22 protein-coding genes are annotated in these 21,150 nt (G+C 72.7%); 4 read left to right on the top strand and 18 right to left on the bottom strand.

Annotation, left to right across the window (positions count from 1 at the left end):
- Positions 1–56 precede the first annotated feature (56 nt).
- Positions 57–671, top strand: a complete 615-nt coding sequence (locus AC1DQF_RS02340) for an HD domain-containing protein (RefSeq protein WP_477523600.1) — start codon at positions 57–59, stop codon at positions 669–671.
- Here AC1DQF_RS02340 and AC1DQF_RS02335 read toward each other — a convergent pair.
- From AC1DQF_RS02335 to AC1DQF_RS02325, 3 genes are all read right to left on the bottom strand, one after another.
- Entirely contained in the window at positions 668–1,390 is a 723-nt protein-coding gene (locus AC1DQF_RS02335; protein WP_477523599.1) for a GntR family transcriptional regulator, read from the bottom strand. The two genes, AC1DQF_RS02340 and AC1DQF_RS02335, sit on opposite strands and share 4 nt — an antisense overlap.
- A 62-nt stretch (positions 1,391–1,452) precedes the next feature.
- The gene (locus AC1DQF_RS02330) at positions 1,453–3,987 is read right to left on the bottom strand and encodes an ABC transporter permease (RefSeq protein ID WP_477523598.1); all 2,535 of its coding nucleotides are present in this window, start codon (positions 3,985–3,987) and stop codon (positions 1,453–1,455) included.
- Entirely contained in the window at positions 3,987–4,742 is a 756-nt protein-coding gene (locus tag AC1DQF_RS02325) for an ABC transporter ATP-binding protein (RefSeq protein WP_477523597.1), read from the bottom strand. Before AC1DQF_RS02325 ends, AC1DQF_RS02330 begins: the two co-directional genes overlap by 1 nt.
- A gap of 115 nt (positions 4,743–4,857) precedes the next feature.
- Here AC1DQF_RS02325 and AC1DQF_RS02320 point away from each other — a divergent pair, with 115 nt between their 5' ends.
- The gene (locus AC1DQF_RS02320) at positions 4,858–5,472 is read left to right on the top strand and encodes an alpha-ketoglutarate-dependent dioxygenase AlkB (RefSeq protein WP_477523596.1); all 615 of its coding nucleotides are present in this window, start codon (positions 4,858–4,860) and stop codon (positions 5,470–5,472) included.
- 36 nt (positions 5,473–5,508) lie between these two features.
- Here the strand turns inward: AC1DQF_RS02320 and AC1DQF_RS02315 are convergent, their stop codons facing one another.
- The 6 genes from AC1DQF_RS02315 to AC1DQF_RS02290 form a co-directional block, all read right to left on the bottom strand.
- Positions 5,509–5,988: a hypothetical protein gene (locus tag AC1DQF_RS02315; RefSeq protein WP_477523595.1), complete on the bottom strand. Its 480-nt coding sequence runs from the start codon at positions 5,986–5,988 to the stop codon at positions 5,509–5,511.
- Between the two features lie 28 nt (positions 5,989–6,016).
- The gene (locus AC1DQF_RS02310) at positions 6,017–6,727 is read right to left on the bottom strand and encodes an SRPBCC family protein (RefSeq protein WP_477523594.1); all 711 of its coding nucleotides are present in this window, start codon (positions 6,725–6,727) and stop codon (positions 6,017–6,019) included.
- A gap of 4 nt (positions 6,728–6,731) precedes the next feature.
- On the bottom strand, positions 6,732–7,586 hold the full coding sequence (locus AC1DQF_RS02305) for an FAD binding domain-containing protein (protein WP_457207721.1): 855 nt from the start codon (positions 7,584–7,586) through the stop codon (positions 6,732–6,734).
- Positions 7,583–10,072, bottom strand: a complete 2,490-nt coding sequence (locus AC1DQF_RS02300; protein ID WP_477523593.1) for a xanthine dehydrogenase family protein molybdopterin-binding subunit — start codon at positions 10,070–10,072, stop codon at positions 7,583–7,585. Before AC1DQF_RS02300 ends, AC1DQF_RS02305 begins: the two co-directional genes overlap by 4 nt.
- Positions 10,069–10,554: a (2Fe-2S)-binding protein gene (locus AC1DQF_RS02295; RefSeq protein ID WP_477523592.1), complete on the bottom strand. Its 486-nt coding sequence runs from the start codon at positions 10,552–10,554 to the stop codon at positions 10,069–10,071. Before AC1DQF_RS02295 ends, AC1DQF_RS02300 begins: the two co-directional genes overlap by 4 nt.
- A gap of 108 nt (positions 10,555–10,662) precedes the next feature.
- Positions 10,663–11,097 carry a MarR family winged helix-turn-helix transcriptional regulator gene (locus AC1DQF_RS02290; protein WP_477523591.1) on the bottom strand — a complete coding sequence of 145 codons (435 nt, stop codon included), beginning with the start codon at positions 11,095–11,097 and terminating at the stop codon, positions 10,663–10,665.
- Between the two features lie 97 nt (positions 11,098–11,194).
- Here AC1DQF_RS02290 and sigK point away from each other — a divergent pair, with 97 nt between their 5' ends.
- Together sigK and AC1DQF_RS02280 are read left to right on the top strand one after the other, a co-directional pair.
- Positions 11,195–11,782: an ECF RNA polymerase sigma factor SigK gene (gene sigK / locus AC1DQF_RS02285; protein WP_477523590.1), complete on the top strand. Its 588-nt coding sequence runs from the start codon at positions 11,195–11,197 to the stop codon at positions 11,780–11,782.
- Positions 11,783–12,191: 409 nt separating this feature from the next.
- Entirely contained in the window at positions 12,192–13,427 is a 1,236-nt protein-coding gene (locus AC1DQF_RS02280) for an HNH endonuclease signature motif containing protein (RefSeq protein WP_477523589.1), read from the top strand.
- Between the two features lie 134 nt (positions 13,428–13,561).
- Here the strand turns inward: AC1DQF_RS02280 and arr are convergent, their stop codons facing one another.
- The 9 genes from arr to AC1DQF_RS02235 form a co-directional block, all read right to left on the bottom strand.
- Positions 13,562–14,005, bottom strand: coding sequence for an NAD(+)--rifampin ADP-ribosyltransferase (gene arr, locus AC1DQF_RS02275; protein ID WP_477523612.1), 444 nt, complete (start codon positions 14,003–14,005; stop codon positions 13,562–13,564).
- Positions 14,005–14,595 carry a hypothetical protein gene (locus tag AC1DQF_RS02270; RefSeq protein ID WP_477523588.1) on the bottom strand — a complete coding sequence of 197 codons (591 nt, stop codon included), beginning with the start codon at positions 14,593–14,595 and terminating at the stop codon, positions 14,005–14,007. The genes arr and AC1DQF_RS02270 overlap by 1 nt, the downstream gene beginning before the upstream one ends.
- A 60-nt stretch (positions 14,596–14,655) precedes the next feature.
- Complete coding sequence (locus tag AC1DQF_RS02265; RefSeq protein ID WP_477523587.1) at positions 14,656–15,888, bottom strand: transcriptional regulator; 1,233 nt, start codon at positions 15,886–15,888, stop codon at positions 14,656–14,658.
- Between the two features lie 109 nt (positions 15,889–15,997).
- Entirely contained in the window at positions 15,998–17,134 is a 1,137-nt protein-coding gene (locus tag AC1DQF_RS02260; RefSeq protein WP_477523586.1) for an XdhC family protein, read from the bottom strand.
- The gene (locus tag AC1DQF_RS02255) at positions 17,127–18,269 is read right to left on the bottom strand and encodes a vWA domain-containing protein (RefSeq protein ID WP_477523585.1); all 1,143 of its coding nucleotides are present in this window, start codon (positions 18,267–18,269) and stop codon (positions 17,127–17,129) included. Before AC1DQF_RS02255 ends, AC1DQF_RS02260 begins: the two co-directional genes overlap by 8 nt.
- Positions 18,266–19,201, bottom strand: a complete 936-nt coding sequence (locus AC1DQF_RS02250) for an AAA family ATPase (RefSeq protein ID WP_477523584.1) — start codon at positions 19,199–19,201, stop codon at positions 18,266–18,268. Before AC1DQF_RS02250 ends, AC1DQF_RS02255 begins: the two co-directional genes overlap by 4 nt.
- 113 nt (positions 19,202–19,314) lie before the next feature.
- Complete coding sequence (locus AC1DQF_RS02245; protein ID WP_477523583.1) at positions 19,315–20,238, bottom strand: aminoglycoside phosphotransferase family protein; 924 nt, start codon at positions 20,236–20,238, stop codon at positions 19,315–19,317.
- A gap of 14 nt (positions 20,239–20,252) precedes the next feature.
- Positions 20,253–20,804, bottom strand: coding sequence for a nucleotidyltransferase family protein (locus AC1DQF_RS02240; protein ID WP_477523582.1), 552 nt, complete (start codon positions 20,802–20,804; stop codon positions 20,253–20,255).
- Positions 20,805–20,817: 13 nt separating this feature from the next.
- Complete coding sequence (locus tag AC1DQF_RS02235; RefSeq protein WP_477523581.1) at positions 20,818–21,150, bottom strand: cupin domain-containing protein; 333 nt, start codon at positions 21,148–21,150, stop codon at positions 20,818–20,820.

Genomic DNA, 21,150 nt, shown 5'->3' with positions numbered 1-21,150 from the left:
TCGGCACGATCGAGGCGCACGGAAGGGGGGAGGTCGGCGGGGCTAGGGTCGGGAGGGTGCCCGACCTGCCCCACCCGCCCAACCTCGCCGACCGGTGGCCCATCCCGGCGCTGCACGACGTACGCGATGCGTTGCTGGTGGCGTGGGACCGCGACGGCTACCACGACCTCGTGCACCTCACCGAGGTGCTGGACCGCATCGACGAGCTGGACCGGGCGGGTGAGCGCTTCGACCGGGTGCCGGTGGTGCTGGCCGCGTGGTTCCACGACGCCGTGTACGACGCCCTCCCGGACGCCGAGGAGCGCTCGGCGCAGTGGGCCGAGCGCGCTCTTCCGGAGCCACCGGCCTCCGAGGTGGCGCGCCTGGTGCGGATGACCGAGCACCACCGGCCGTTCCCCGACGACCGCAACGCGTGCGTGCTGAGCGACGCGGACCTGGCCATCCTGGCCGCGGACCCGGAGCGCTACGCGGACTACGCGGCGGGGGTCCGGCGCGAGTACGCACAGGTGTCCGACACCGACTTCGCCCTCGGACGGGCGGCGGTGCTGCGCGACCTGCTGGACGGTCCGCGGCTCTTCGCCACGGCCGCGGGGGCGCGGGTGTGGGAGCCGGTCGCGCGCGCCAACGCGACGGCCGAGATCGACGAGCTGGAGAGGCCCGCAGGGACCTAGGAGTCGCCGCCGAGCTGCACGTAGACGGTGAAGCGGTCGGGGCGGTAGACGGTGCGGGAGACCTCGACCGGCTTGTCGGCGAGCAGGGCGCGACGCGAGTGGCGCAGCACCGGGGCCCCGGCGGCCAGCTCGAGCAGCCCGGCCTCCTCCGCCTCGGCGGCGTCGGCGCAGATCGAGTCCTCGGCCCAGGTGGGACGCAGGCCACGGGCATCGAGGGCGACGTACAGGCTGGTGGGCATCCCGCTCTGCAGGAAGCCGGGCAGCAGCACCTCGTTGAGGTAGGCGTCCTCGATGCAGACGACCTGCTGGTCGGCGCGGCGCAGCCGCTTCCAGTGGATGACCGCGTCACCCGGCGTGATGGACAGCGCACGGGCGACACCCGGCCCGGCCTGCTCGCGGCGCGCGAGCAGGGTCTGCGACTCCGGGAGCATCCCGCGACGCTTGATGTCCTCGGTGAAGGAGGTCAGCTGACCGGCACGGTGGCGCGGCTGGGCGACGAAGGTGCCGCGCCCGGGGACCCGCTCCAGCAGTCCCTCCCCGACCAGCGCGTCGAGCGCCTGGCGCACCGTCATCCGGGCGACGCCGAACTGGGCGACCAGCTCGCGCTCGGAGGGCGCGGCGGTCCCGGGGTCGGCAGCGGCGAGGAGGTCTCGGACGTACTCGCGCACCTGCACGTGCTTGAGGCTGCGCTCGGCAGGCCTGACGTCCACGGTGTCCACGGGCCCCAGAGTAGTCCCGCCGGTGGGTCGGGGTGAGGTTTTCAGCAAGGGGATGGTAAAGGTCAGTCGGTGCTGATGGCCTGGAGCACGTCCAGCCGCGCGGCCCGGCGGGCCGGCAGCACCGCCGCGAGCACCCCGATGACCAGCGAGGCGGCGAGGAACATCGCGAGCTGTCCTACGGGCACGTCGATCACCTCGAGGCCCTGATCGCGCAGGGCGTGCATGAGCGCCACCCCGAACCCGATGCCCATCACCACGCCCAGCACGGCGCCGAGCACCGCGATCACCACCGACTCCAGGGTCACCATCCGGCGCAGCTGCGCACGGCTCACGCCGATCGCCCTCAGCAGGCCGACCTCGCGGGTGCGCTCGATGATCGACAGCGCCAGGGTGTTGACGATCCCCAGGACGGCGATGAGCAGGGCCAGGCCCAGCAGCGCGAAGATCATCAGGACCAGCTGGTCGATCGGCCCCCGCTGCTCCGCGGCGAACGCCTGCTGGTCCTTCACCGTCACGATGGGCTGGTCGGCGACCACGGCCTCCAGCTCGGACTGCACGGCGCTGGAGCCGTCCGTGTCGATGATCAGGAAGTTGTCGGCGTCGCGGTAGCCCGCATCGATGAGCGTGCGCGGCGTCGTGACCGCGGGGAAGATCAGGATCGGGTTCTCGGCGTAGATGCCGACCACCTCGAGCTGCTGCGGCCCGTCGGCGAGGTCGACGTCGTAGGTGTCCCCGACCGACAGGGACTTCTCGCCGGCGTACTCCTCGTCGAGGATGACCTTCCCGTCCTGGAGGTCGGAGGCGGAGCCGGCGACCACGGTGAGGTCGATGCCCTGCCGGAAGGCCGCGGGGTCGATGGCGGCGACGCCCTCCGAGTCGGGCCCGGACCCGGTGATCGCGAAGCGCTGTGCCCACACGTGGTCGACCCCGTCGACCTCGGCCATGTCCTGGGCGATGCGCGTCGAGAACGGCTGGCCGAACAGCGAGCTGACGACGTAGTCGCCGACGAAGTTCTCCTCGATGGTCTGGTCGACGCTGGCCTTGGCCGAGGCCCCCACGATGGCCATCGTGCACGCCAGCGAGAGGCCGATCATGAGGGCGGACGAGGTCGCCGTCGTACGACGGGGGTTGCGCAGGCTGTTCTGGCCCGCCAGCTGCCCCACGGTGCCGAAGAGCCGCGCGTAGGTCCAGGCTGCCGCCGAGAGGAAGGGGTGGCTGATCACCGGGCTGGCGGCGGCGACGCCGAGCAGGATGAGCAGGATCCCGCCGCCGACGAACCAGCCGGGGTGCGGCACCGCGTCCGCGAGACCCGCGGCCAGGGCGGCGCCCCCGGCGAGCATCATCACCACGCCGGCGACCAGCCTGCGGCGCAGCGACGACTCGGGCATCGCCACGTCGTCGCGCATCGCCTGGATCGGCGCGATGCGGCCGGTGCGGTGCGCGGGCAGCCAAGCGGCGGCCATGGTCACCACGATGCCCACGACGTAGGCCGCCAGGACGGTGCGGGGCGCGATGATGAGCGACTGGCCGGACAGGTCGAGGCCGAAGCGACCGAAGAGGGTCCGGATGGCCATCGCGAGCAGGATCCCGATCCCCAGGCCGATCGTGGAGCCGACGGCACCGAGGACGAACGCCTCGACCATCACCATCCGGGTGACCTGACGCTTGCTCGCACCGAGCGCGCGCAGCAGCGCCAGCTCGCGGCTGCGCTGGGCCACCAGGATCGAGAAGGTGTTGACGATGAGGAAGCCGCCCACGACCAGCGAGATGCCGGCGAAGATCAGCAGGAAGGTGGTGAGGAAGCCGATCGCCTCCTGGAGCGCGGACGCCGCCTCGTCGGCCGCGTCGTCACCGGTCACGGCCTCGACGCCGTCGGGGAGGCGGTCGCGGACCGCGGCGGCCAGCTCCTCCTGGCTGGTCCCCGGGTCCGCGGTCACCCAGATGTCGGTGAAGGCGTCCTTCCCGTCGAGCAGCAACCGCTGCGCCGTACGGGTGTCGAAGGCCGCCAGCGTCGACCCGTTGAGCGAGCCGCCTGCGGGGAAGCCGGCGATGCCGACCAGTGTGGGACGCAGGACGGCCCGATCGCCGGTCGTGACGAGGTGGACCTCCTCGCCGATGGTGTAGCCACCCTCGCCGGCCGTGACGGAGTCGAGCACCACCTCACCGGCCCGCTCCGGTGCGCGGCCRCCGATGATCGCCAGTCCCTCGAGGTCGTGGCCGGCCGGGGCGTCGTTCCAGTTGGCCCCGATGGACGGCGGACCCTGGCCACCGACCACCTTGTCGTCCTCGCCGACGACGAAGACGCCGAAGGCCGTCACGTTGCCGTCGACGCGCGCCGCGCCCTCGACACCGTGGAGCCGGTCGACCAGCGACGAGTCCACGGTGCGGGCCGAGGGCTCGGACTCCCCCGACGTCCCCGCCGGACGGACCACGACGTCACCAACCGTGGAGGCCATCAGCGCGGTGAAGCTGCGGCTGAGGGTGTCGCTGAAGACGAGGGTGCCCACGACGAAGGCGACCCCGAGCACGATCGCGAAGGTGCTCATGATCAGCCGGACCTTGCGGCCCAGCAGGCTCTTGAGCGCGGTGCGGAACATCAGTCGGCCACCGGGGCACTCATCCGGGCCATCACGTCCAGCACGCCCTCCCGGTCAGGGTGACGCAGCTCGTCGACGATGCGGCCGTCCGCGAGGAAGACGACCCGGTCGGTGTACGACGCCGCCACCGGGTCGTGGGTGACCATCACGATCGTCTGGCCGTGGTCGCCCGCACTGCGGCGGAGGAGGTCGAGCACCTCGGCGCCCGACTGCGAGTCCAGGTTGCCGGTGGGCTCGTCGGCGAAGACGATGCGCGGCCGGCCGGCCAGCGCCCGGGCCACCGCGACCCGCTGCTGCTGGCCGCCGGAGAGCTGGTTGGGGCGGTGGCTGAGGCGGTCGCGGATGCCGACGGTGGAGATGACCGAGTCGTACCACTCGCGGTCCGGCTTGCGCCGCGCGATGGACTGCGGCAGCAGGATGTTCTCCTCCGCGGTCAGGGTAGGGACCAGGTTGAAGCTCTGGAAGACGAAGCCGACCTCGTCGCGGCGCAGCCGGGTGAGCTGCTTGTCCTTGAGACTCCCGAGCTCCTGCTCCCCGATCCAGACCTCGCCCGACGTGGCCGTGTCGAGCGCTGCGCAGCAGTGCATGAGCGTCGACTTGCCGGACCCGCTCGGGCCCATGATCGCGGTGAACTCCCCCTCGACCAGGTCGAGGCTGACGTCGTCGAGCGCTCGCACCAGGGCATCACCGCTCCCGTACGTCTTGGTGAGGTGGCGCACCCGCGCGGCGACGGGTCGATCCCCGGTGGTCGTCATGGTGAAACGATCCCGCACCGCTCCAACTCGTGGCCACCGGGTATCGCCCCGACGCACCCCTGACCCCGACCCCCGACTCCGAACGTGTGTTCGATCGGTGGTGTACCGTCATGCTGTGCACTTCCAGTCGACGCTCTTCGACACGGCCGAGGTGCCGGCGCTCTCGCCGCTCGCCCCCGAGCGCCGGGTCCTGACCCGCGGCGCCTGGCTCGATGTCCAGCGCAACTGGCTCGTGGCCCCCGACGACGTCCTCACCGCCATGGTCACCGACGTGCCGTGGCGCGCCGAGCGCCGCCAGATGTACGACCGCGTCGTCGACGTCCCCCGCCTCGTCCACACGTACGCCGTGGGCGAGACGCTGCCGCACCCGGTGCTCGCCGAGGCTCGGGAGGCGCTCAGCGAGCACTACCTGCCCGAGCTGCACGAGCGGTTCGTGACGGCGGGCTGCTGCTACTACCGCGACGGCAACGACTCGGTCGCGTGGCACGGCGACACGATCGGTCGCGGCCGCACCCAGGACACGATGGTCGCCATCCTCTCGCTGGGAGACCCGCGCCGGCTGGCCCTGCGGCCGCGGGGCGGTGGCGACTCGATCGCGGTGACGATGGGCCACGGCGACCTCGTGGTGATGGGCGGCTCGTGCCAGCGCACGTGGGAGCACGCGGTGCCCAAGGTGGCCGCCGCCGGGCCACGGATGTCGGTCCAGTTCAGACCGCTCAACGTGTTCTAGACGTGTTCGGTCGGGGCCCGGCGACCGGTCGACCGGTCAGCCGGCGTAGGCCTCGTCGTACAGGCCGGTGAGCAGCTCGTCCTTCACCGCGCTGAGCCCGCACAGGCTCACCTGGCCGTCGGTGGCGCTGACGAGGTAGGTGCTGCCCTTCTGGAAGTCGACGGCGAGGAGCAGGTCGACGATCTCCCGGCTCGGGGTCGAGACCCGGACCTGGTCGGTCTCGTCGTCCCCGGCGTACCACCGGTCGACGTCGAGGGTCGCGGTCCCGTCGCCCACCTCGGTCACCGTGCCCTCGAAGGCCGTGTCCTGGGCGCGGAGGAACTCCACGCTCGGCACCGCGCAGCGCGCGTCCGAGGGGGTGGCCTCGAGCGAGGTCACGCTCCCCCCGCCCGAGGTCACCGGGGTGATCTCGGTCGAGGGGTCGGGCCCGTCGACGCCCTGGCCGCAGCCGCCGAGCAGGACCACGCCCGTCAGCACGGTCACGGCCAGTCCTGCGGTGCCCCGGATCGTCCTCATGCCTTGAAGATTCCCACACCCGCCAAGGTCAACGGCGCAGGAGCCTCCACAACACGGCGAGCACGACGAGCACACCGAGCCCCTGCTTCCAGTAGGAGCGCGCCAGCACCGGCAGCACGGCGCTGCCGAGGTCGAGGGCCTCGACCGGCGGCGGCGCCGTCCGGGGTGGCGTGGAGCGGGGTGGTGGAACCGGCCGCGGAGCGGTCAGGGGTTCCGACTCCGCGGCCGGAGGTTCGTCGGCGGCCGTCGCCGCTGGAGCCTGGTCGGGTACGCCGTCCGCTGGCGCCTCGTCGGCGGGCGCGGTCAGCCGCTGCTCGAGGCAGTCGACGAACTGGCCGAGCAGCTTGTCGGAGACGTCCTGCATGACGCCACGTCCGAACTGTGCCGGCTTGCCGGTGATGGCCAGGTCCGTCTGCACCGACACGTCGGTCGAGCCGCCGGCGTCGGCCATCGTGACCGTGACGTGGGCGCCCGCCGTGCCGTTGCCGCGCTTGTCCTTGCCCTTGGCGTCGACGACGAAGCGCTTGGCCTCCTCGTCCTTCTCCACGAAGGTGCCACTGCCGTTGTAGACCAGCGCGATCGGACCGAGCTTGACCTTCACCGAGCCGGCGAAGCTGTCGCCGTCCGCCGAGGTCACCTGGGCACCGGGGAAGCACTCCGCCACAGAGGCGATGTCCTCGAAGTGCGCCCACGTCTCCTCGACGCCGGTGGGAACGGTGAAGCGGTGTGTCAGCTCCATCCGCTCACGCCCCCGCGGCGGCGAGCACCGCGCGCCGGGTCAGGACCTGGGCCAGGTGGGTGCGGTAGTCGGCCGCGCCGTTGAGGTCCGAGGGCGGGTTGGTGCCCTCGGCGGCCCGGGCCGCCGCCGACGCGACAGCGTCCTCGGTGGCGGGCTGGCCGACCAGGGCCTCCTCGACGCTGCGGGCGCGCAGYGGCGTGGAGCCCATGTTCGTCAGGCCCACCCGGGCCTCGGCGATGGTGCCGCCCTCCACCCGCACGGCCGCGGCGACCGCGACGATCGGCCACTGGTGGGCGACGCGCACGAACTTCTCGTAGTGCGCTCCCCACCCGGTGTGCTTGGGGACCCTGATCTCGGTGAGGAGCTCGCCCTCGGCGATCGCGGTCTCGAAGAGGTCGACGAAGAAGTCGTCGGCCGCCACGGTCCGGGTGCCGCCCGGGCCGGCGATGACGAACTCCGCGCCGAGCGCCAGGGCGGGGGCCCCGAGGTCGCCGGCCGGGTCGGCGTGCGCCAGCGCCCCGCCGAACGTGCCGCGGTGGCGGATCTGGGCGTCGGCCAGCTGGTGCTCGGCCTTGACGAGCAGGGCGGCGTGCTCGCCGACCAGCGGGTCGTGGAGCACCGTGTGGTGCGTGGTCATCGCGCCGATGACCAGCGCGTCGCCGTCCTCCCGCACGCCCCGGATGGCCTCGATGCCGCCGAGGTCGATGACGACCTCGGGGGCGTTGAGCCGCATCCGCAGCACCGGCAGCAGGCTCTGCCCGCCGGCGATGACCTTGGCGTCGTCCCCGTGCTCGGCGAGCGCCGCGAGGGCCTCCTCGACGCTGGTGGGCGCGAGGTACTCGAACTGGGTGGGGATCATGCGCCTGCTCCGTCCGTGCGGTCGGTCTGTCCCTGCATGCCGGTCTCCTCGGTGAAGTGCGGGGCGGCCGCACCCTCCGTGTCCGTGGTCCCGCCGCCAGAGACGTCGTGGATGGCTCTCCACACCCGCTCCGGAGTGCAGGGCATCTGGATGTCGTTGATCCCGAGGTGCCTGATCGCGTCGACGACGGCGTTGACCACGGCCGGGGTCGAGGCGATGGTGCCGGCCTCGCCGACGCCCTTGGTGCCGAGCGTGTTGGTGGTCGAGGCGGTGGAGTTGTGGTGCACGTCGAAGCTGATCGTGTCGGCCGAGGTCGGCAGCAGGTAGTCGACGAAGGAGCCGGACACCAGCGTCCCGGAGTCGTCGTACACCGCCTCCTCCCACAGCGCCTGGGCGATGCCCTGCGCGAGCCCTCCGTGCACCTGGCCCTCCACGATCATCGGGTTGATGATCGTGCCGATGTCGTCGACGCAGGTGTACTTGCGCATCAGGACGCCGCCGGTCTCGGTGTCCACCTCCATCGCGCACAGGTGCGTGCCGTGGGGGTAGTTGAAGTTGACCGGGTCGTACGTCGCGTCGCTGTCGAGGCTGGGCTCGATGCCGTCGGGCAGGTTGTGGGACAAGAAGGCGGCCATCGCGATCTCGGCCATGGCCATGCCCTGGTCGGTGCCCCGGACGCCGAAGCGGCCGGCGCTGAACTCGATGTCGTCGACCGAGGCCTCGAGGAGGTGGGCCGCGATCGGCTTGGCCTTCTCGATCACCTTGTCCGCGGCCCGGACGAGCGCCTCCCCGCCGACGACCAGCGAGCGTGAGCCGTAGGTGTCCATGCCGCGGTGGGAGATCTGGGTGTCGCCGTGCAGGATCTCGACGTCCTCGAAGGCCACCCCGAGCCGGTCGGCGACGATCTGGCTGAACGCCGTCTCGTGCCCCTGACCGTGCGCCGAGGAGCCCGTGGTGATCTCCACCTTGCCGGTCGCGAGCATCCGGACGCTGGCGTACTCCCAGCCACCTGCGCCGTAGTTGAGGCTGCCGAGCACCCGGCTGGGGGCGAGGCCGCACATCTCGGTGAAGGTGGAGACGCCGATGCCGAGCTGGACGCGGTCACCCGCGTCGCGGCGCCGCTTCTGCTCGGCGCGCAGCTCGTCGTAGCCGAAGCTGGCCTTCGCCTTCTCGGTGGCGGCCTCGTAGTTGCCGGTGTCGTACTCCAGGCCGGCGACGGTGGTGAACGGGAACTCCTCGTGGGTGATCCAGTTCTTCTCGCGCACGACGAGCGGGTCGACGCCCATCTCGGCGGCGAGCTCGTCCATCAGCCGCTCGATCGCGAAGGTCGCCTCCGGGCGCCCGGCACCGCGGTAGGCGTCGGTCCAGGTCTTGTTGGTGAGGACCGTCTGGCAGTTGAACTGGTAGGCGGGGAACTTGTAGATGGCGTTGAACATGAACGCGCCGAGGACGGGTACGCCGCCGCCCACGAGCGAGATGTAGGCGCCCAGGTCGGCGGTGAGCTCGACCTTGAGCCCGGTGACGGTGCCGTCCTTCTCGGCGGCGAGGGTGAGCTTCTGCCACTGGTCGCGCCCGTGGTGGGCGACCATCAACGACTCCGAGCGGGTCTCGGTGTACTTCACCGGCTTGCCGAGCCGACGGGCCACCGCGAAGGTGATCATCTCCTCAGGCGTCTGCTGGAGCTTGCCGCCGAAGCCGCCGCCCACGTCGGGGGCGATGACCCGGATCTTGGACTCGGGGACACCGGTCGTCGCTGCCAGGGCGAAGCGGAGGATGTGCGGGATCTGGGTGGCCGACCACATGGTGATCTGCTCGCCCGTCGGGTCGACGACGGTCGAGCGGGGCTCCATGAAGGCCGGGATCAGGCGCTGCTGGCGGTACTCGCGCTCGATGACGATGCCGTCGGCCCGCGCCTTCTCGATCGCCTGGTCGACGTTGCCGCCGGTGCCGGCCTCCTCGGAGTCGAAGCGCCAGAACGCGGACTTGTTGGTGCCGAGGTCGGGGTGTGCGAGCACCTCGTCCGCGGCGGCCTTCTTGAGGTCGAGCGCGGCGGGCAGCTCGTCGTACTCGACGTCGACGAGCTCGGCGGCGTCACGCGCGGCGGCCATGGTGCGGGCCACCACCACGGCGACCGTCTCGCCGGCGAAGGCGACCCGGTCCGAGGGCATCGGCACGTGCGGCGGGGTGACCTGGTCGGTGGTGATCGCCCAGGCGTTGATGCAGACGCCCTGCGCCTCGCCGAGGTCGGCACCGGTCAGGACGGCCACGACGTTGTCGGCGGCCTTCGCGGCCTCGGTGTCGATGGAGACGATCTTCGCGTGGGCGAAGGGGCTGCGGACCATCGCGAGGTGCAGCATGCCGGGCAGGGCGATGTTGTCGGTCCAGCGGGTGCGACCGGTGATGAGGCGCTGGTCCTCCTTGCGGCGGCGGTCGCGTCCGATCTCCTTCGCGGAGTCGGTGTTCGGGCGGTCCTCGACGGCGGTCACCGGGCACCTCCCGCGGTCGTGGACGAGGCGTGCAGGACGCTCTTGACGATGTTGTGGTAGCCGGTGCAGCGGCAGAGGTTGCCCTCCATGCCTTCGCGGACCTCGGCCTCGGTGGGCGTCGGGTTCTCGTTGAGCAGGTCGACGGCCTGCATGATCATCCCCGGCGTGCAGAAGCCGCACTGGAGGCCGTGGCACTCGCGGAAGGCCTCCTGCACGGGGTGCAGGTCGCCGCCCTCGTGGGTGTCGGCGAGGCCCTCGATCGTGGTCACCTCGTGCCCACTGGCCTGGACCGCGAGGATGTTGCAGCTCTTCACGCTGCGTCCGTCGAGGTGGACCGTGCACGCGCCGCAGTTGCTGGTGTCGCACCCGATCACGGTGCCGGTCTTGCCGAGCTTCTCGCGGAGGTACTGCACGAGCAGCATGCGGGGCTCGACGTCGTCGGAGACCTTGCCTCCGTCGACGGTGAGTTCGATCCTGGCCATCGAGGTCCTGCCTTCACGTAGGTGACGGGCTGTGATGGCCGTCACGCTAGGTGTGCGGGGTTGGCGAATGGTTGGAGCGGTCCACCGGCGCCCGCGCGACGCCCGCGGTCAGTCGCTGACGCGATCGGTCAGCAGCCGCAGGGTGCGCTGAAGCGCGGTGAACTCGGCCTCGTCGAGGCCGAGCGCGTCCTTCATGTCGCAGTGGATCCGGGTCGCGTGCCGACGCAGCTCGTCGCCCTTGGCCGTGAGGGAGACGACGACGAACCGCTCGTCGGCGTTGTCGCGACGCCGGGCGACCAGGCCGGCCAGCTCCATGCGCCGCAGCAGCGGGGTGAGGGTGCCGTGGTCGAGCCGCAGCGCGTCCGAGATGTGCCGGACGGTGCAGCTCCCCTCCTCCCACAGCACAACCAGCACGAGGTACTGCGGGTAGGTGAGGCCCAGTCCCGACAGCACCGGGCGGTAGGCAGCGGTGACGGCGCGCGACGCGGCGTACAGGTCGAAGCACAGCTGCTCCGACAGGGCCGGGGTGTCGGTGTCCGCCATGGCAGCCATTCTCGCACGGGGTGCGCTACCTTGTCCCCAACCCACTTGTGCACAAGGTGCTCGTCGGCCCGCACCCTGTCAACCTGAGGACCTCCCCATGCCCCGCACGCCCGACCCCGCTGACGGGGCGGCACCTCTGGACCTGGCGCTGGTCGCCGTCGGCCGTGGCGACACGGTGGCCTTCGCCGAGCTGTACGACGCCGTGGCGCCGCGCGTGCACGGGCTCGCCCTGCGCGTCCTCCGCGACCCCCACCAGGCCGAGGAGGTCACCCAGGAGGTCCTGCTGGAGGTGTGGCGCAGCGCCTCCCGCTACGACCCCTCCCGCGGCAGCGCGCTGGCGTGGACGATGATCGTCGCCCATCGGCGGTCCGTGGACCGGGTGCGCTCCAGCGAGGCCGGCCGTCGCCGCGACACGGCGTGGGACGACCGGAGCACCGAGCGCGAGGCGGACGACACCTTCGAGGCGGTCGCGGCGCACGAGCGGGCTCGCGAGGTCCGGACCGCCCTGGCCTCCCTGACCCCGGTCCAGCGCGAGGCGCTCGAGCTCGCCTACTACGGCGGCCGCACCCACACGGAGGTCTCGGAGCTCATGCGCGCCCCGCTCGGGACCACCAAGACGCGGATCCGCGACGGTCTCGCCCGACTGCGCGACCTGCTCGTCGTCCCGGTCGCCGAGCCGRTCTAGCGCCGACCGGGCACTTCCTGGCGCTTCACGCGCGCCGACCGGGCACTTCCGTGCGGTTCACGCGCGCCGACCGGGCGCTTCCTGGCGCTTCACGTGCGCCGACCGGGCGCTTCCCTGCGCTTCAAGCACGCCGACCGGGCGTTTCCTGGCGCTTCAAACACGCCGACCGGGCATTTCCGTGCACTACAAGCACGCCAGTCCGGGCACTTCCGTTGCGCTCGAGGAGGCCGACCCTCCCTGCCGACGCACGAGCTTCGATTGCAATGGGGGCGACGCGATTCGCGTCCAGCGCATCTGATCCACAGACCCATACTGGGTATGGAACCAGAACACTTGTTCGAATAAACTGCTCGTACGCCGCAGGTCCCGCCCGTGGGACCACCCAGCGGCCGATCAGCGGGGGGCTGACATGACGACCGGACACCTGGTTCAGGAGGCAGCCGAGGCGATCTCGGCCGCGCTGGACAAGGTCGGCCAGGTCGAGCTCCTCTACCTCGCGCCGACCGAGAAGGCCGCTGCGCTGGTGGAGCTGGCTCGGCTCGAGTCGCGGGTGGCGTCGGTCCGGTTTCGGTTGATGGCGGTCGCCGACGACGTGGCCGAAGAGGCGGGTGACCGAGACGTGGCCGCGTGGTTCCAGCGGGCCGCGAGGACCGACCGTGGCCGGGCGCGCCGGGACATGACGCTGGCCAAGTCGCTCGCCGAGCGGTGGACGGTCCTGGCGGACGATCATGGGTCCGGGGAGGTGTCGACCGCGCAGGCCGACGTCATCGGCCGAGCCCTGGATGACCTCCCCGACGACACCCCGGCGGACGTCGTGAGAGATGCGGAGCGGGTACTGGTCGAGCACGCCGCCACGTTCACCCCGCATGAGCTGCGGGTCCTGGGCGGCCGGATCCTCGACGTCGTGGCCCCCGAGGTCGGCGACGAGCAGGAGCGCAAGCGTCTCGAGGACGAAGAACACAAGGCCCGCAAGACGACGTCGCTGACCACGCGGTCGCACGGTGACGGGACCACGACCATCCGGATCCGGGTCCCCGACGCCACCGCGGGCCGGTTGCTGACCTACCTGCACGCCTGGACCAACCCCCGCAAGGACGACGGTTCCGACGCCAGCGGGGGCGAGCAGAGCGCCGTGCCGTACTCCACCCGCCTCGGGCATGCGTTCTGCGCGCTCCTCGAGCACCTCGACCCGACCAGGGTGCCCCGCCACGGAGGGACCGCCACCTCGGTGGTCATCACCATGGACTACGACACCCTCGTCAGCGGGCTCGGGGTCGCGACCACCGACACCGGCCACCGCATCAGCGCCTCCGAAGCCCGCCGCCTGGTCTGCAACGCCGGCCTCATCCCGGCCGTCCTGGGTGGTAAGTCCGAGGTCCTCGACCTCGGCCGGTCGAAGCGGCTCTACGAGAACGGCCCACGACGGGCGATGGACCTCCGCGACAAGCACTGCCGCGCCGAGGGCTGCGACATCCCCGCCGCCTGGTGCGAAGCACACCACCTCATCCCATGGAGCAAGGGCGGCAAGACCGACCTCGCCGACGGGCTCCTCCTCTGCTCCCACCACCACCACCGCGCCCACGACGACAGATACCTCCACGACCGACTGTCGAGCGGCGACCTGAGGTTCCACCGCCGTAGATAGGACGGGGACCATCGGATCGCGTCCCGGACGTCCTCGGCGCGCCACGAGGTGCTGGTGTCGGACCGGGAGTGGCCTCGAGGCAGCCCGACCGATGTTCGGCGTCCAGGCGTGAGCTCCCACCAGAACCCGCACCCTCAGTCGTTGATGGCCTCGATCCCCTGACGCTCGAGCTCCACAAGACGGTCGCGCATGGCCTGGAGCACCTCGGGAGGGTGCGGCGTCCAGTCCTCCACCTCGCCGACGACCCGGAGCGGGTCCCGGGTCCGGTAGGACCTCGTCGGGTTGCCGGGGAACCTCTGGTCCGTGAGGTTGGGGTCGTCCTCGAAGGGTCCCGTGGGCTCGACCCGGTAGATCCGGCCGACCCCCTCGCCCTTGGCCAGCTCCGCTCCCCAGGTCGCCGCGTCCAGGGTGGCGGTGAGGTAGATGAAGTTCGCCGTCGCGCCCTCGCCGTAGTTGGAGCCGTGGCCGGGACGCAACAGGTCACCAGGTCGTACGTCGGCCTTCGTGCCATGGAAGAACGGCCCCGCCTCCGGACCCTCGAACGGACCCTCGAACGGACCCTTGACCGACCCGGCCATCATTCGCGCCCGCCGTTGCCGGAGGCCTCCTCCGCCTCCTGCTCCTCCTCGACCCGACGCTTGATGCGACCGAGCCCGGGCAGCTTGCCCAGCATCTCGTTGAGCTCGCGGGAGACGTCGAGCAGGTCGTGCAGGTCGGGGGCGACGGTGCCGAGGGTGGTCATCACCGGCAGCACGTCCCTCTCCACCCGCATCGTGAGCTCGGGCAGGTGGTCCACGAGGGTGACCAGGGCGGCGACCTCGTCGGGGTGCGTCGTGTCGGCCAGCGTCTGCAGGGTGGGCTGCAAGGCGGTCAGCGGACCCTCCAGGGCGTCGAGCAGCGTCGCCAGCCGCGCCACCAGCCCGTCGGACCGGGCGACCATCGTCTCGGACCGGTCCACGACGACGCCCGCTCGGGCCGTGACCCCCGCGGCGTCCGCCGTCACCGCCTCGACCTGGTCGACGGCCGCGAACGCCCGCACCAGCAGGACCTCGGCCTGGTCGAGCAGGGCCAGCACCCGGGGCACGGCCCCGAGAAGTGCCTCGACCTGGTCCGTGCCCTTCGCGAGAGCGGCGAGGAGGTCACGGGGTCCGGGGACGGGCAGGCGCATGGGACCTTCCTATCAAGGCCCTACCACCGAGCGTGCCCGGCGAAGGGATGAGAGCCGCGGTCAGCGTTCGGCGACGGCCAACCGGCCGCGCAGGAGGGCCTTGGCCGGATGGTCGCTGAGTCCCAGCCGGGCCAGGCAGACCTCGACGACGTGCGTGTCGTACGGCGCCAGCTCGCTGTAGCGGAGGACGGCCTCGGGGTCGGGGTGGGCCAGCAGCGCCTCGCGCATGCTGACGGCCAGGAAGTCGCCCATCTGGACCAGCGCCGGGGCGTTCGTGCCGGGCAGCAGGTCGCCGCCGTACGCCGCCACGGCACCCCGCACGTCGCCGCGGCGCAGCAGCACCTGGACCTCGTCGATGTCGGTCGCGACCGGCAGGGTCAGGCGGTAGGGGCGGGAGGCGAGCTGGCCGCCGAGCGCCGAGCGCAGGTGGGAGACCTCGGCCTTGAGGGTCGAGGTGGTGACGGCGGAGTCGCCGTACAGGAGGGAGTGCAGGTGCTCCAGCGAGAGCCCGTGCGGGTGCATCGCGAGCAGGGCCAGGATCTCGGTCTGGCGCCGGTTGAGCAGCAGCCGTCGACCGTCGAGCCACGCCTCGGCGGTGCCGAGGAGGGACAGGGTCAGGCCCGGCTCGGCGGGAGCGACGGGCGTGAGGCCGGTACGCCGCCCGGTGGGCATGGCGGTCTCGATGAGCCGCGCCATCACGCGCGCGGTGGCCAGCCCGATCGGGTGGGTGCGGTCCCACGTGGTCGACAGGTCGATGACGCCGAGCTGCTCGCCGCTGACCGGGTCGTGCACAGGAGCGGCCCAGCACACCCAGTTGTGCACGATCGAGGCGTAGTGCTCGGCGCTGAACACCATCGACGGGTCGCCGGTGCGGCTGGCGATGGCCAGCGCGTTGGTCCCGACGCTGCGCTCGTCCCAGCGACCGCCCGGCACGAAGTTCACGGTCTCGGCCTTGCGCCGCATCACCCGCCCGCCGTACGTCCACAGGATCCGGGTCTCCGCGTCGGTGACCGCGATGACCAGGTCGCCGTCCTCGGCGGTCCGCCGCAGCTCCGCCTCGACCCGCTCGACCGCGGTCTGCAGGGGCGAGTTGCGCCAGTACGCCGCCGTGTCGGACTCGTCGGCCAGCGGCGCCTCGGTGAGGTGCGGCGTGACGGAACCGGTCGAGAGCTGCCAGCTGTCGCGGATCTCGGGTCGCACCCGGTCGCCCGCCTCGTCGCCGAGCTCGACGAAGGAGGTCCACGCCTGGACGGCCTCGAGCCGCCGGTCCCGGAGGTCGCGGTCTGAGCTCATGGTCCCCCACAGGTGTGCTGCGCTGTTCGGGTGTGACGGTGGTCACGGTAGCGCGGAGGACCTGATGGCGGCAGGGGTCCGGACCAGCCGCCCGGATCGGACGTCCGGGTCAGCGCGGCACGAGCGGGTCCTGGTGGATGCGACCGCTGGACGTGGCGAGGCGGTGTCCCGACCCTCCCCACTGCTTCGCGACGATCTCGGCCGCGATGGACACCGCGGTCTCCTCCGGCGTGCGGGCCCCGAGGTCGAGGCCGATGGGGCTGCTCAGCCGCTCCAGCTCCTCGTCGGTGATCCCGGCATCGCGCAGCCGCTGCATCCGGTCGTCGTGGGTACGCCGCGAGCCCATCGCGCCGACGTACGCCACCTCGGGGAGCCGCAGGGCGACCTCCAGGAGCGGCACGTCGAACTTGGGGTCGTGGGTCAGGACGCACAGGACCGTACGACGGTCGACGCGCCCGGCCTCGACCTCGGCGGTGAGGTAGCGGTGCGGCCAGTCGACGACCACCTCGTCGGCCTCGGGGAAGCGGCTCGTGGTCGCGAAGACGGGGCGGGCGTCGCACACCGTGACGTCGTAGCCCAGGAACGAGCCGACCCGGGCCACCGCCGCGGCGAAGTCGATGGCACCGAAGACCAGCATCCGCGGCTTGGGGGCGAAGCCCCACACGAAGACCCGCATCCCCTCACCGCGACGCTCGCCGTCGGGACCGTAGGTGAGGGTGGCGTTGCTGCCGGCGGCGAGCAGGCCCAGGGCGTCGTCGTGGACGGCGTCGTCGGCGCGCGACGACCCGATCGAACCCTCGGCCTCGCGGTCGGGGCGGACCACCATCCGCCGGCCCAGCCAGGCGGGGTCCGGGTGGTCGATGACGGTCGCCAGCGCGACCGGGCGTCCCGCCTCGACGTCGGCGGCGATCCCGGCGAGCTCGGGGAACGTCTCGCGGGACACCTTCTCGACGTACACGTCCAGGATCCCGCCACACGTGAGGCCCACGGCAAAGGCGTCGTCGTCGGAGACGCCGTACCGCTCGAGGACCGGTTCGCCCGAGTCGACGACCGACTGGCCGAGCTCGTAGACGGCGCCCTCGACGCACCCGCCGGACACCGACCCCACGGCCGAGCCGTCGGGGCCGACCAGCATCGAGGCACCGGCCGGTCGGGGCGCCGAGCTGAAGGTCGCGACCACGGTGCCGACGCCGACGGTCTCGCCGGCCTCCCACCATCCCATCAGCTCACCCAGGACGTCACGCACGACCGACCACCTCCACGAGCTCGGCAAAGGTCGCCAGCGAGTGGCCGGCGACGAAGTCGTCGCAGTGTGGCAGGGCGGCAGCGATGCCCCCCTGGACCGGCTCGTAGCCGGCCTTGCCGCGGTGCGGGTTGACCCACACGACGCGGTGCGCGATCCGGTGCAGGCGGGCCATCTGCTCGCCCAGCAGGGCCGCGTCCCCCCGCTCCCAGCCGTCGCTGAAGACCACCACTACCGAGCCGCGGGCCATCCCGCGCTGGCCGAAGCGATCCAGGAAGACCCGAAGCGTCTCGCCCAGCCGGGTGCCGCCCGACCAGTCGGGGACGGCCTCACCGGCGGCGACGATCGCCCGGTCGGGGTCGCGGTGGTGGAGCGCGCGGGTGACGTGGGTGAGCCGGGTGCCGACGGTGAAGACCTCGACCCGCGGCTGGGCGCTCACGAAGCGGTGGGCCAGGCGCAGGAGCGCGTCGGCGTACCCGCTCATCGACCCGCTCACGTCGACCAGGAGCACCACCCGGCGGGGCCGGACCCGCCGACGCCGCCACGCCAGGTCGCCGGGCTCCCCCATCCGGCGCAGCGAGTCGCGCAGGGTGCGTGAGGCGTCGAGGCGGCCGCGGTGCCACGGCTCGTGCCGGGCGGTACGACGCGTGGGCGCCGTGGGCCGCAGGCTCGCGAACATCGTGGCGAGCCGCTGTCGCTCCAGCGCGTCGAGGGTGGCCACGTCGCGGTGGCGCAGGACGTCGGTGGTGGTGGCCTTGGCGCGGAGCACCTCGTCGTCGGAGGTGTCACCCTCGCCCGGCGCATCGAGGCTCGGCAGGGCGGCCGAGGGCGGCACGGCGGGCTCGCTGTCCCCCCGCCGCCGCGGCAGCTCCCCGCGGGGGTCGAACCACGCCTCGAAGACCTGGTCGTAGCGCGCCAGGTCGTCGGGACCGGCACACAGCGTCGCGCGTCCGGCCCAGTACGTCGCGCGGCGGTCGTCGAGGCCGACCAGCGCGGTGGCCTCGAGGAAGCCGTGGGACCGGTCCTGGGTGACGGGGACGCCCGCCGCCCGGAGCGCCCGGGTGAAGCCGAGCAGGAGGGGCACCGCGTCGCCCGGGCCGTCGTGGGGCGGACCAGCGGAGTGCAGGGTCGAGGTCACGACGCGAGCATCCGGTCCAGGGCCTGGCGCACCCGGTCGCCGTCCTCGCGGTACTTCACGAGCGCACCCAGGGTCGCCGCGGCCGTCGCCAGGTCCAGGTCGGTGGTGCCGAGGTGGTTGAGCGCCCGCGCCCAGTCGAGGGTCTCCGCGACCCCTGGCGGCTTGAGCAGGTCGTCGCGGTCGCGGAGCTGCTGGACGACGTTGACGACCTGGCGCGCGAGCGTCTCGGAGACCTCGGGCGCCCGGGACCGCACGATCTCGACCTCGCGCTCGAGGCCGGGGTGGTCGATCCAGTGGTAGAGGCAGCGGCGCTTGAGGGCGTCGTGCAGCTCGCGGGTGCGGTTCGAGGTCAGCACCACGAACGGCGGCGTCGAGGCACTCACGGTGCCGAGCTCGGGGATGGTGACCTGCCAGGTGGAGAGCACCTCGAGCAGGAAGGCCTCGAACTCGTCGTCGGCGCGGTCGACCTCGTCGACGAGGAGGACGGCAGGGGCCTGCTGGAGCGCGGCCAGGACGGGGCGGGCGAGCAGGAAGCGCTCGTCGTACAGGCTCTTCTCGGCGTCCTCCGCGCTGCTGCCGGCGCCCGCGGCCTCGAGGGCGCGCAGGTGCAGGATCTGGCGCGGGAAGTCCCAGTCGTAGAGCGCCTGGGTGGCGTCGATCCCCTCGTAGCACTGGAGCCGGACGAGCGGCAGGTCCAGGGTGGCGGCCAGGGCCTCGGCGAGCGCGGTCTTGCCCGTGCCGGGCTCGCCCTCCAGGAGCAGCGGGCGCTGCATCCGGGCGGCGAGGAAGACGATGGTGGCGAGCTCCTCGTCCGCGAGGTAGCCGGTGGCGCCGAGGCGCGCGGCGACGTCCCCCGCAGAGCTGAGGTCCCCCGCAGAGCTGAGTGCGTTGGCGGAGCTGAGGTCGCTCGCAGAGCGCGGGCCGTGGTCCATGTCACTCAGGCTACGACCCCCACGTTGGTCGGACGTTGGCCTGGCGGGCCGGTCCCGGAGGGCGCTCGGCGCCGAAGGGCGAGCTCCGCATCCGTCGCCGCTGAGCCGTCCGGCTACCCGAGCAGGTGCTCGGCCGTGGCGAGGAACGGCCGTCCCACCCGCTCGGCGCCGAACGACGTGACGTAGAGGCCCGTCGACACCCGCTCGAGGAACGCCCACCCCCACACCCGCTCGGGATCGGTGCCGGTGCGCTCGGAGACGAGGTCGCACCAGCCCTCGAGGTGGGTGCGGGCGTCCGGTCCGGTGAGGTGGGAGCACCAGTCGCGGAGCACGACGCCCGCGTCGTAGGCCGGGTCGCCACGGAAGCCATCCGGGTCGACGAGGACGTACCCCACCGGCGCTCCGTCCCGGGGCGCGGTAACCGGCAGGGTGTTGCCCGGATGGGCGTCGCCGTGGAGGACCACGGTGGTCGCGGGGTCGTGGTCGGCGAGGGCGTCCGCGTGGTCGAGCGCGGTACGCAGCACGCGCCGGTCCGTGGGCCGTGCGAGGCGCTCGTCGAGGTCGACGACGAGCGCGCGCAGGGAGACCGCCTTGTCCTCCCCCGGCGGCACCGCCTCGAGGGGCAGTCGCCAGGCCTCGCGCAGGGTGTCGGCGAGCAGGGTGATGGCCCGCTCGGGCGGGCACGGCGTCTGCGCAAGGGCCGGGCCGAGGGCCTCGAGCAGCACCGCGTCGTGCTCCGGGTCGTGGCCGTGCAGGCGGACGTAGCCGCGGCCGCCGGCCGCCTCGAGGACCCGCGCCTCGGCGAGGAGGTCGTGGCCGGGCAGGGCCACCTTGATCACCCGTTCCTCGCCGTCGTGGGTCGTCGCCCGGCAGACGTAGCCCTCGCTCCCGCCCGGCAGGGGACGTCCCGCCCGCAGCCCCCACCGCTCCTCCAGGACCCCGAGCACGACCGGGAGCTCGCGGTGCCAGGCGGCGCCGGCCTCCCCCTGGCCTGCCAGCTTGGCGCGGGTGAGCGGCTGCAGGCGCGGACTGCCCACCGTCCCCCGGTCCGTCACCGGGAGTCCCGGTCCCGGCCCGTGGCCAGGTCGCCGCACTCGACGAGGCCGACCTCGTGCGCAGCGAGGTACGCCTTGGCCCCGACGTCGCCGTGCAGCGTCGCCGCCAGGGCCGGGAGGTGGTCGCGTCCGAGCAGGACCGGGTGACCCGGCACCCCGTCGTACGCCGCCCGCGCGAGCGTCGCGGGCCCGGTCGCGGCCGCGAGCACGCGGGCCACGACCGGTGCGCCCACGTCCGGGAGGTCGACGAGCGAGACGAGCACGGCGTCGCGATCCCCCACCGCCAGCAGCCCCGCGCGCAGGCTGGCCCCCATCCCGGAGTCCCAGTCGTCGGCGACGACGACCTCGACCGGGAGGTCCGCGAGCAGGTGCCGCGCCTCGTCGGCGGATGCTCCCAGCACCACGCGCACCGGAGAGCAGCCTCCGTCGAGCAGCGCCCGCGCCGAGCGCCTCAGCCACGAGGTGCCGTCGGGGTCGTGCACGAGTGCCTTGGGAGAGCCCATACGGCGTCCGGCGCCGGCCGCGAGGAGGAGGCCGGCGGTGGTCATGCCGCCCAGACTGTCAGGCCCGGGTGGCGACCGTCAGCAGCACCACGGCGTCCGTCTCCGCGAGCAGGTCGTGGCGCAGCGGCGGGATCACCAGGTGGTCGCCGGCAGCGCCGTGCCAGCTCTCGGCACCGGCGGTGAGCCGCACCGTCCCGACGAGGACCTGGAGGGTCGCCTCGCCCGGGGCGTCGTGCTCGCCCAGGGTGCGTCCGGCCGCCAGCGCGATGAGCGTCTGCCGCAGGTCGTGCTCGTGGCCGCCGTGGACCGTGATGGCGGCCCGGCCGCTGCTGGCGGCACGGGCCCGGTCGAGCTGCTCCTCGGCCAGGCGGGTGAGCGACGTGGACCTCAT

Source organism: Nocardioides sp. P4_G4 (genome assembly GCF_056401085.1).
Note: the sequence above shows the minus strand (reverse complement) of the source record. Positions and strands in the feature narration are given on the sequence as shown.

Coding starts and splice junctions, on each gene's coding strand:
- AC1DQF_RS02325 (WP_477523597.1), bottom strand. CDS start 4,742: ATGACGACCACCGGGGATCGACCCGTCGCCGCGCGGGTGCGCCACCTC.
- AC1DQF_RS02315 (WP_477523595.1), bottom strand. CDS start 5,988: ATGAGGACGATCCGGGGCACCGCAGGACTGGCCGTGACCGTGCTGACG.
- AC1DQF_RS02310 (WP_477523594.1), bottom strand. CDS start 6,727: ATGGAGCTGACACACCGCTTCACCGTTCCCACCGGCGTCGAGGAGACG.
- AC1DQF_RS02295 (WP_477523592.1), bottom strand. CDS start 10,554: ATGGCCAGGATCGAACTCACCGTCGACGGAGGCAAGGTCTCCGACGAC.
- AC1DQF_RS02290 (WP_477523591.1), bottom strand. CDS start 11,097: ATGGCGGACACCGACACCCCGGCCCTGTCGGAGCAGCTGTGCTTCGAC.
- AC1DQF_RS02280 (WP_477523589.1), top strand. CDS start 12,192: ATGACGACCGGACACCTGGTTCAGGAGGCAGCCGAGGCGATCTCGGCC.
- arr (WP_477523612.1), bottom strand. CDS start 14,005: ATGGCCGGGTCGGTCAAGGGTCCGTTCGAGGGTCCGTTCGAGGGTCCG.
- AC1DQF_RS02270 (WP_477523588.1), bottom strand. CDS start 14,595: ATGCGCCTGCCCGTCCCCGGACCCCGTGACCTCCTCGCCGCTCTCGCG.
- AC1DQF_RS02265 (WP_477523587.1), bottom strand. CDS start 15,888: ATGAGCTCAGACCGCGACCTCCGGGACCGGCGGCTCGAGGCCGTCCAG.
- AC1DQF_RS02250 (WP_477523584.1), bottom strand. CDS start 19,201: ATGGACCACGGCCCGCGCTCTGCGAGCGACCTCAGCTCCGCCAACGCA.
- AC1DQF_RS02240 (WP_477523582.1), bottom strand. CDS start 20,804: ATGACCACCGCCGGCCTCCTCCTCGCGGCCGGCGCCGGACGCCGTATG.
- AC1DQF_RS02235 (WP_477523581.1), bottom strand. CDS start 21,150: ATGAGGTCCACGTCGCTCACCCGCCTGGCCGAGGAGCAGCTCGACCGG.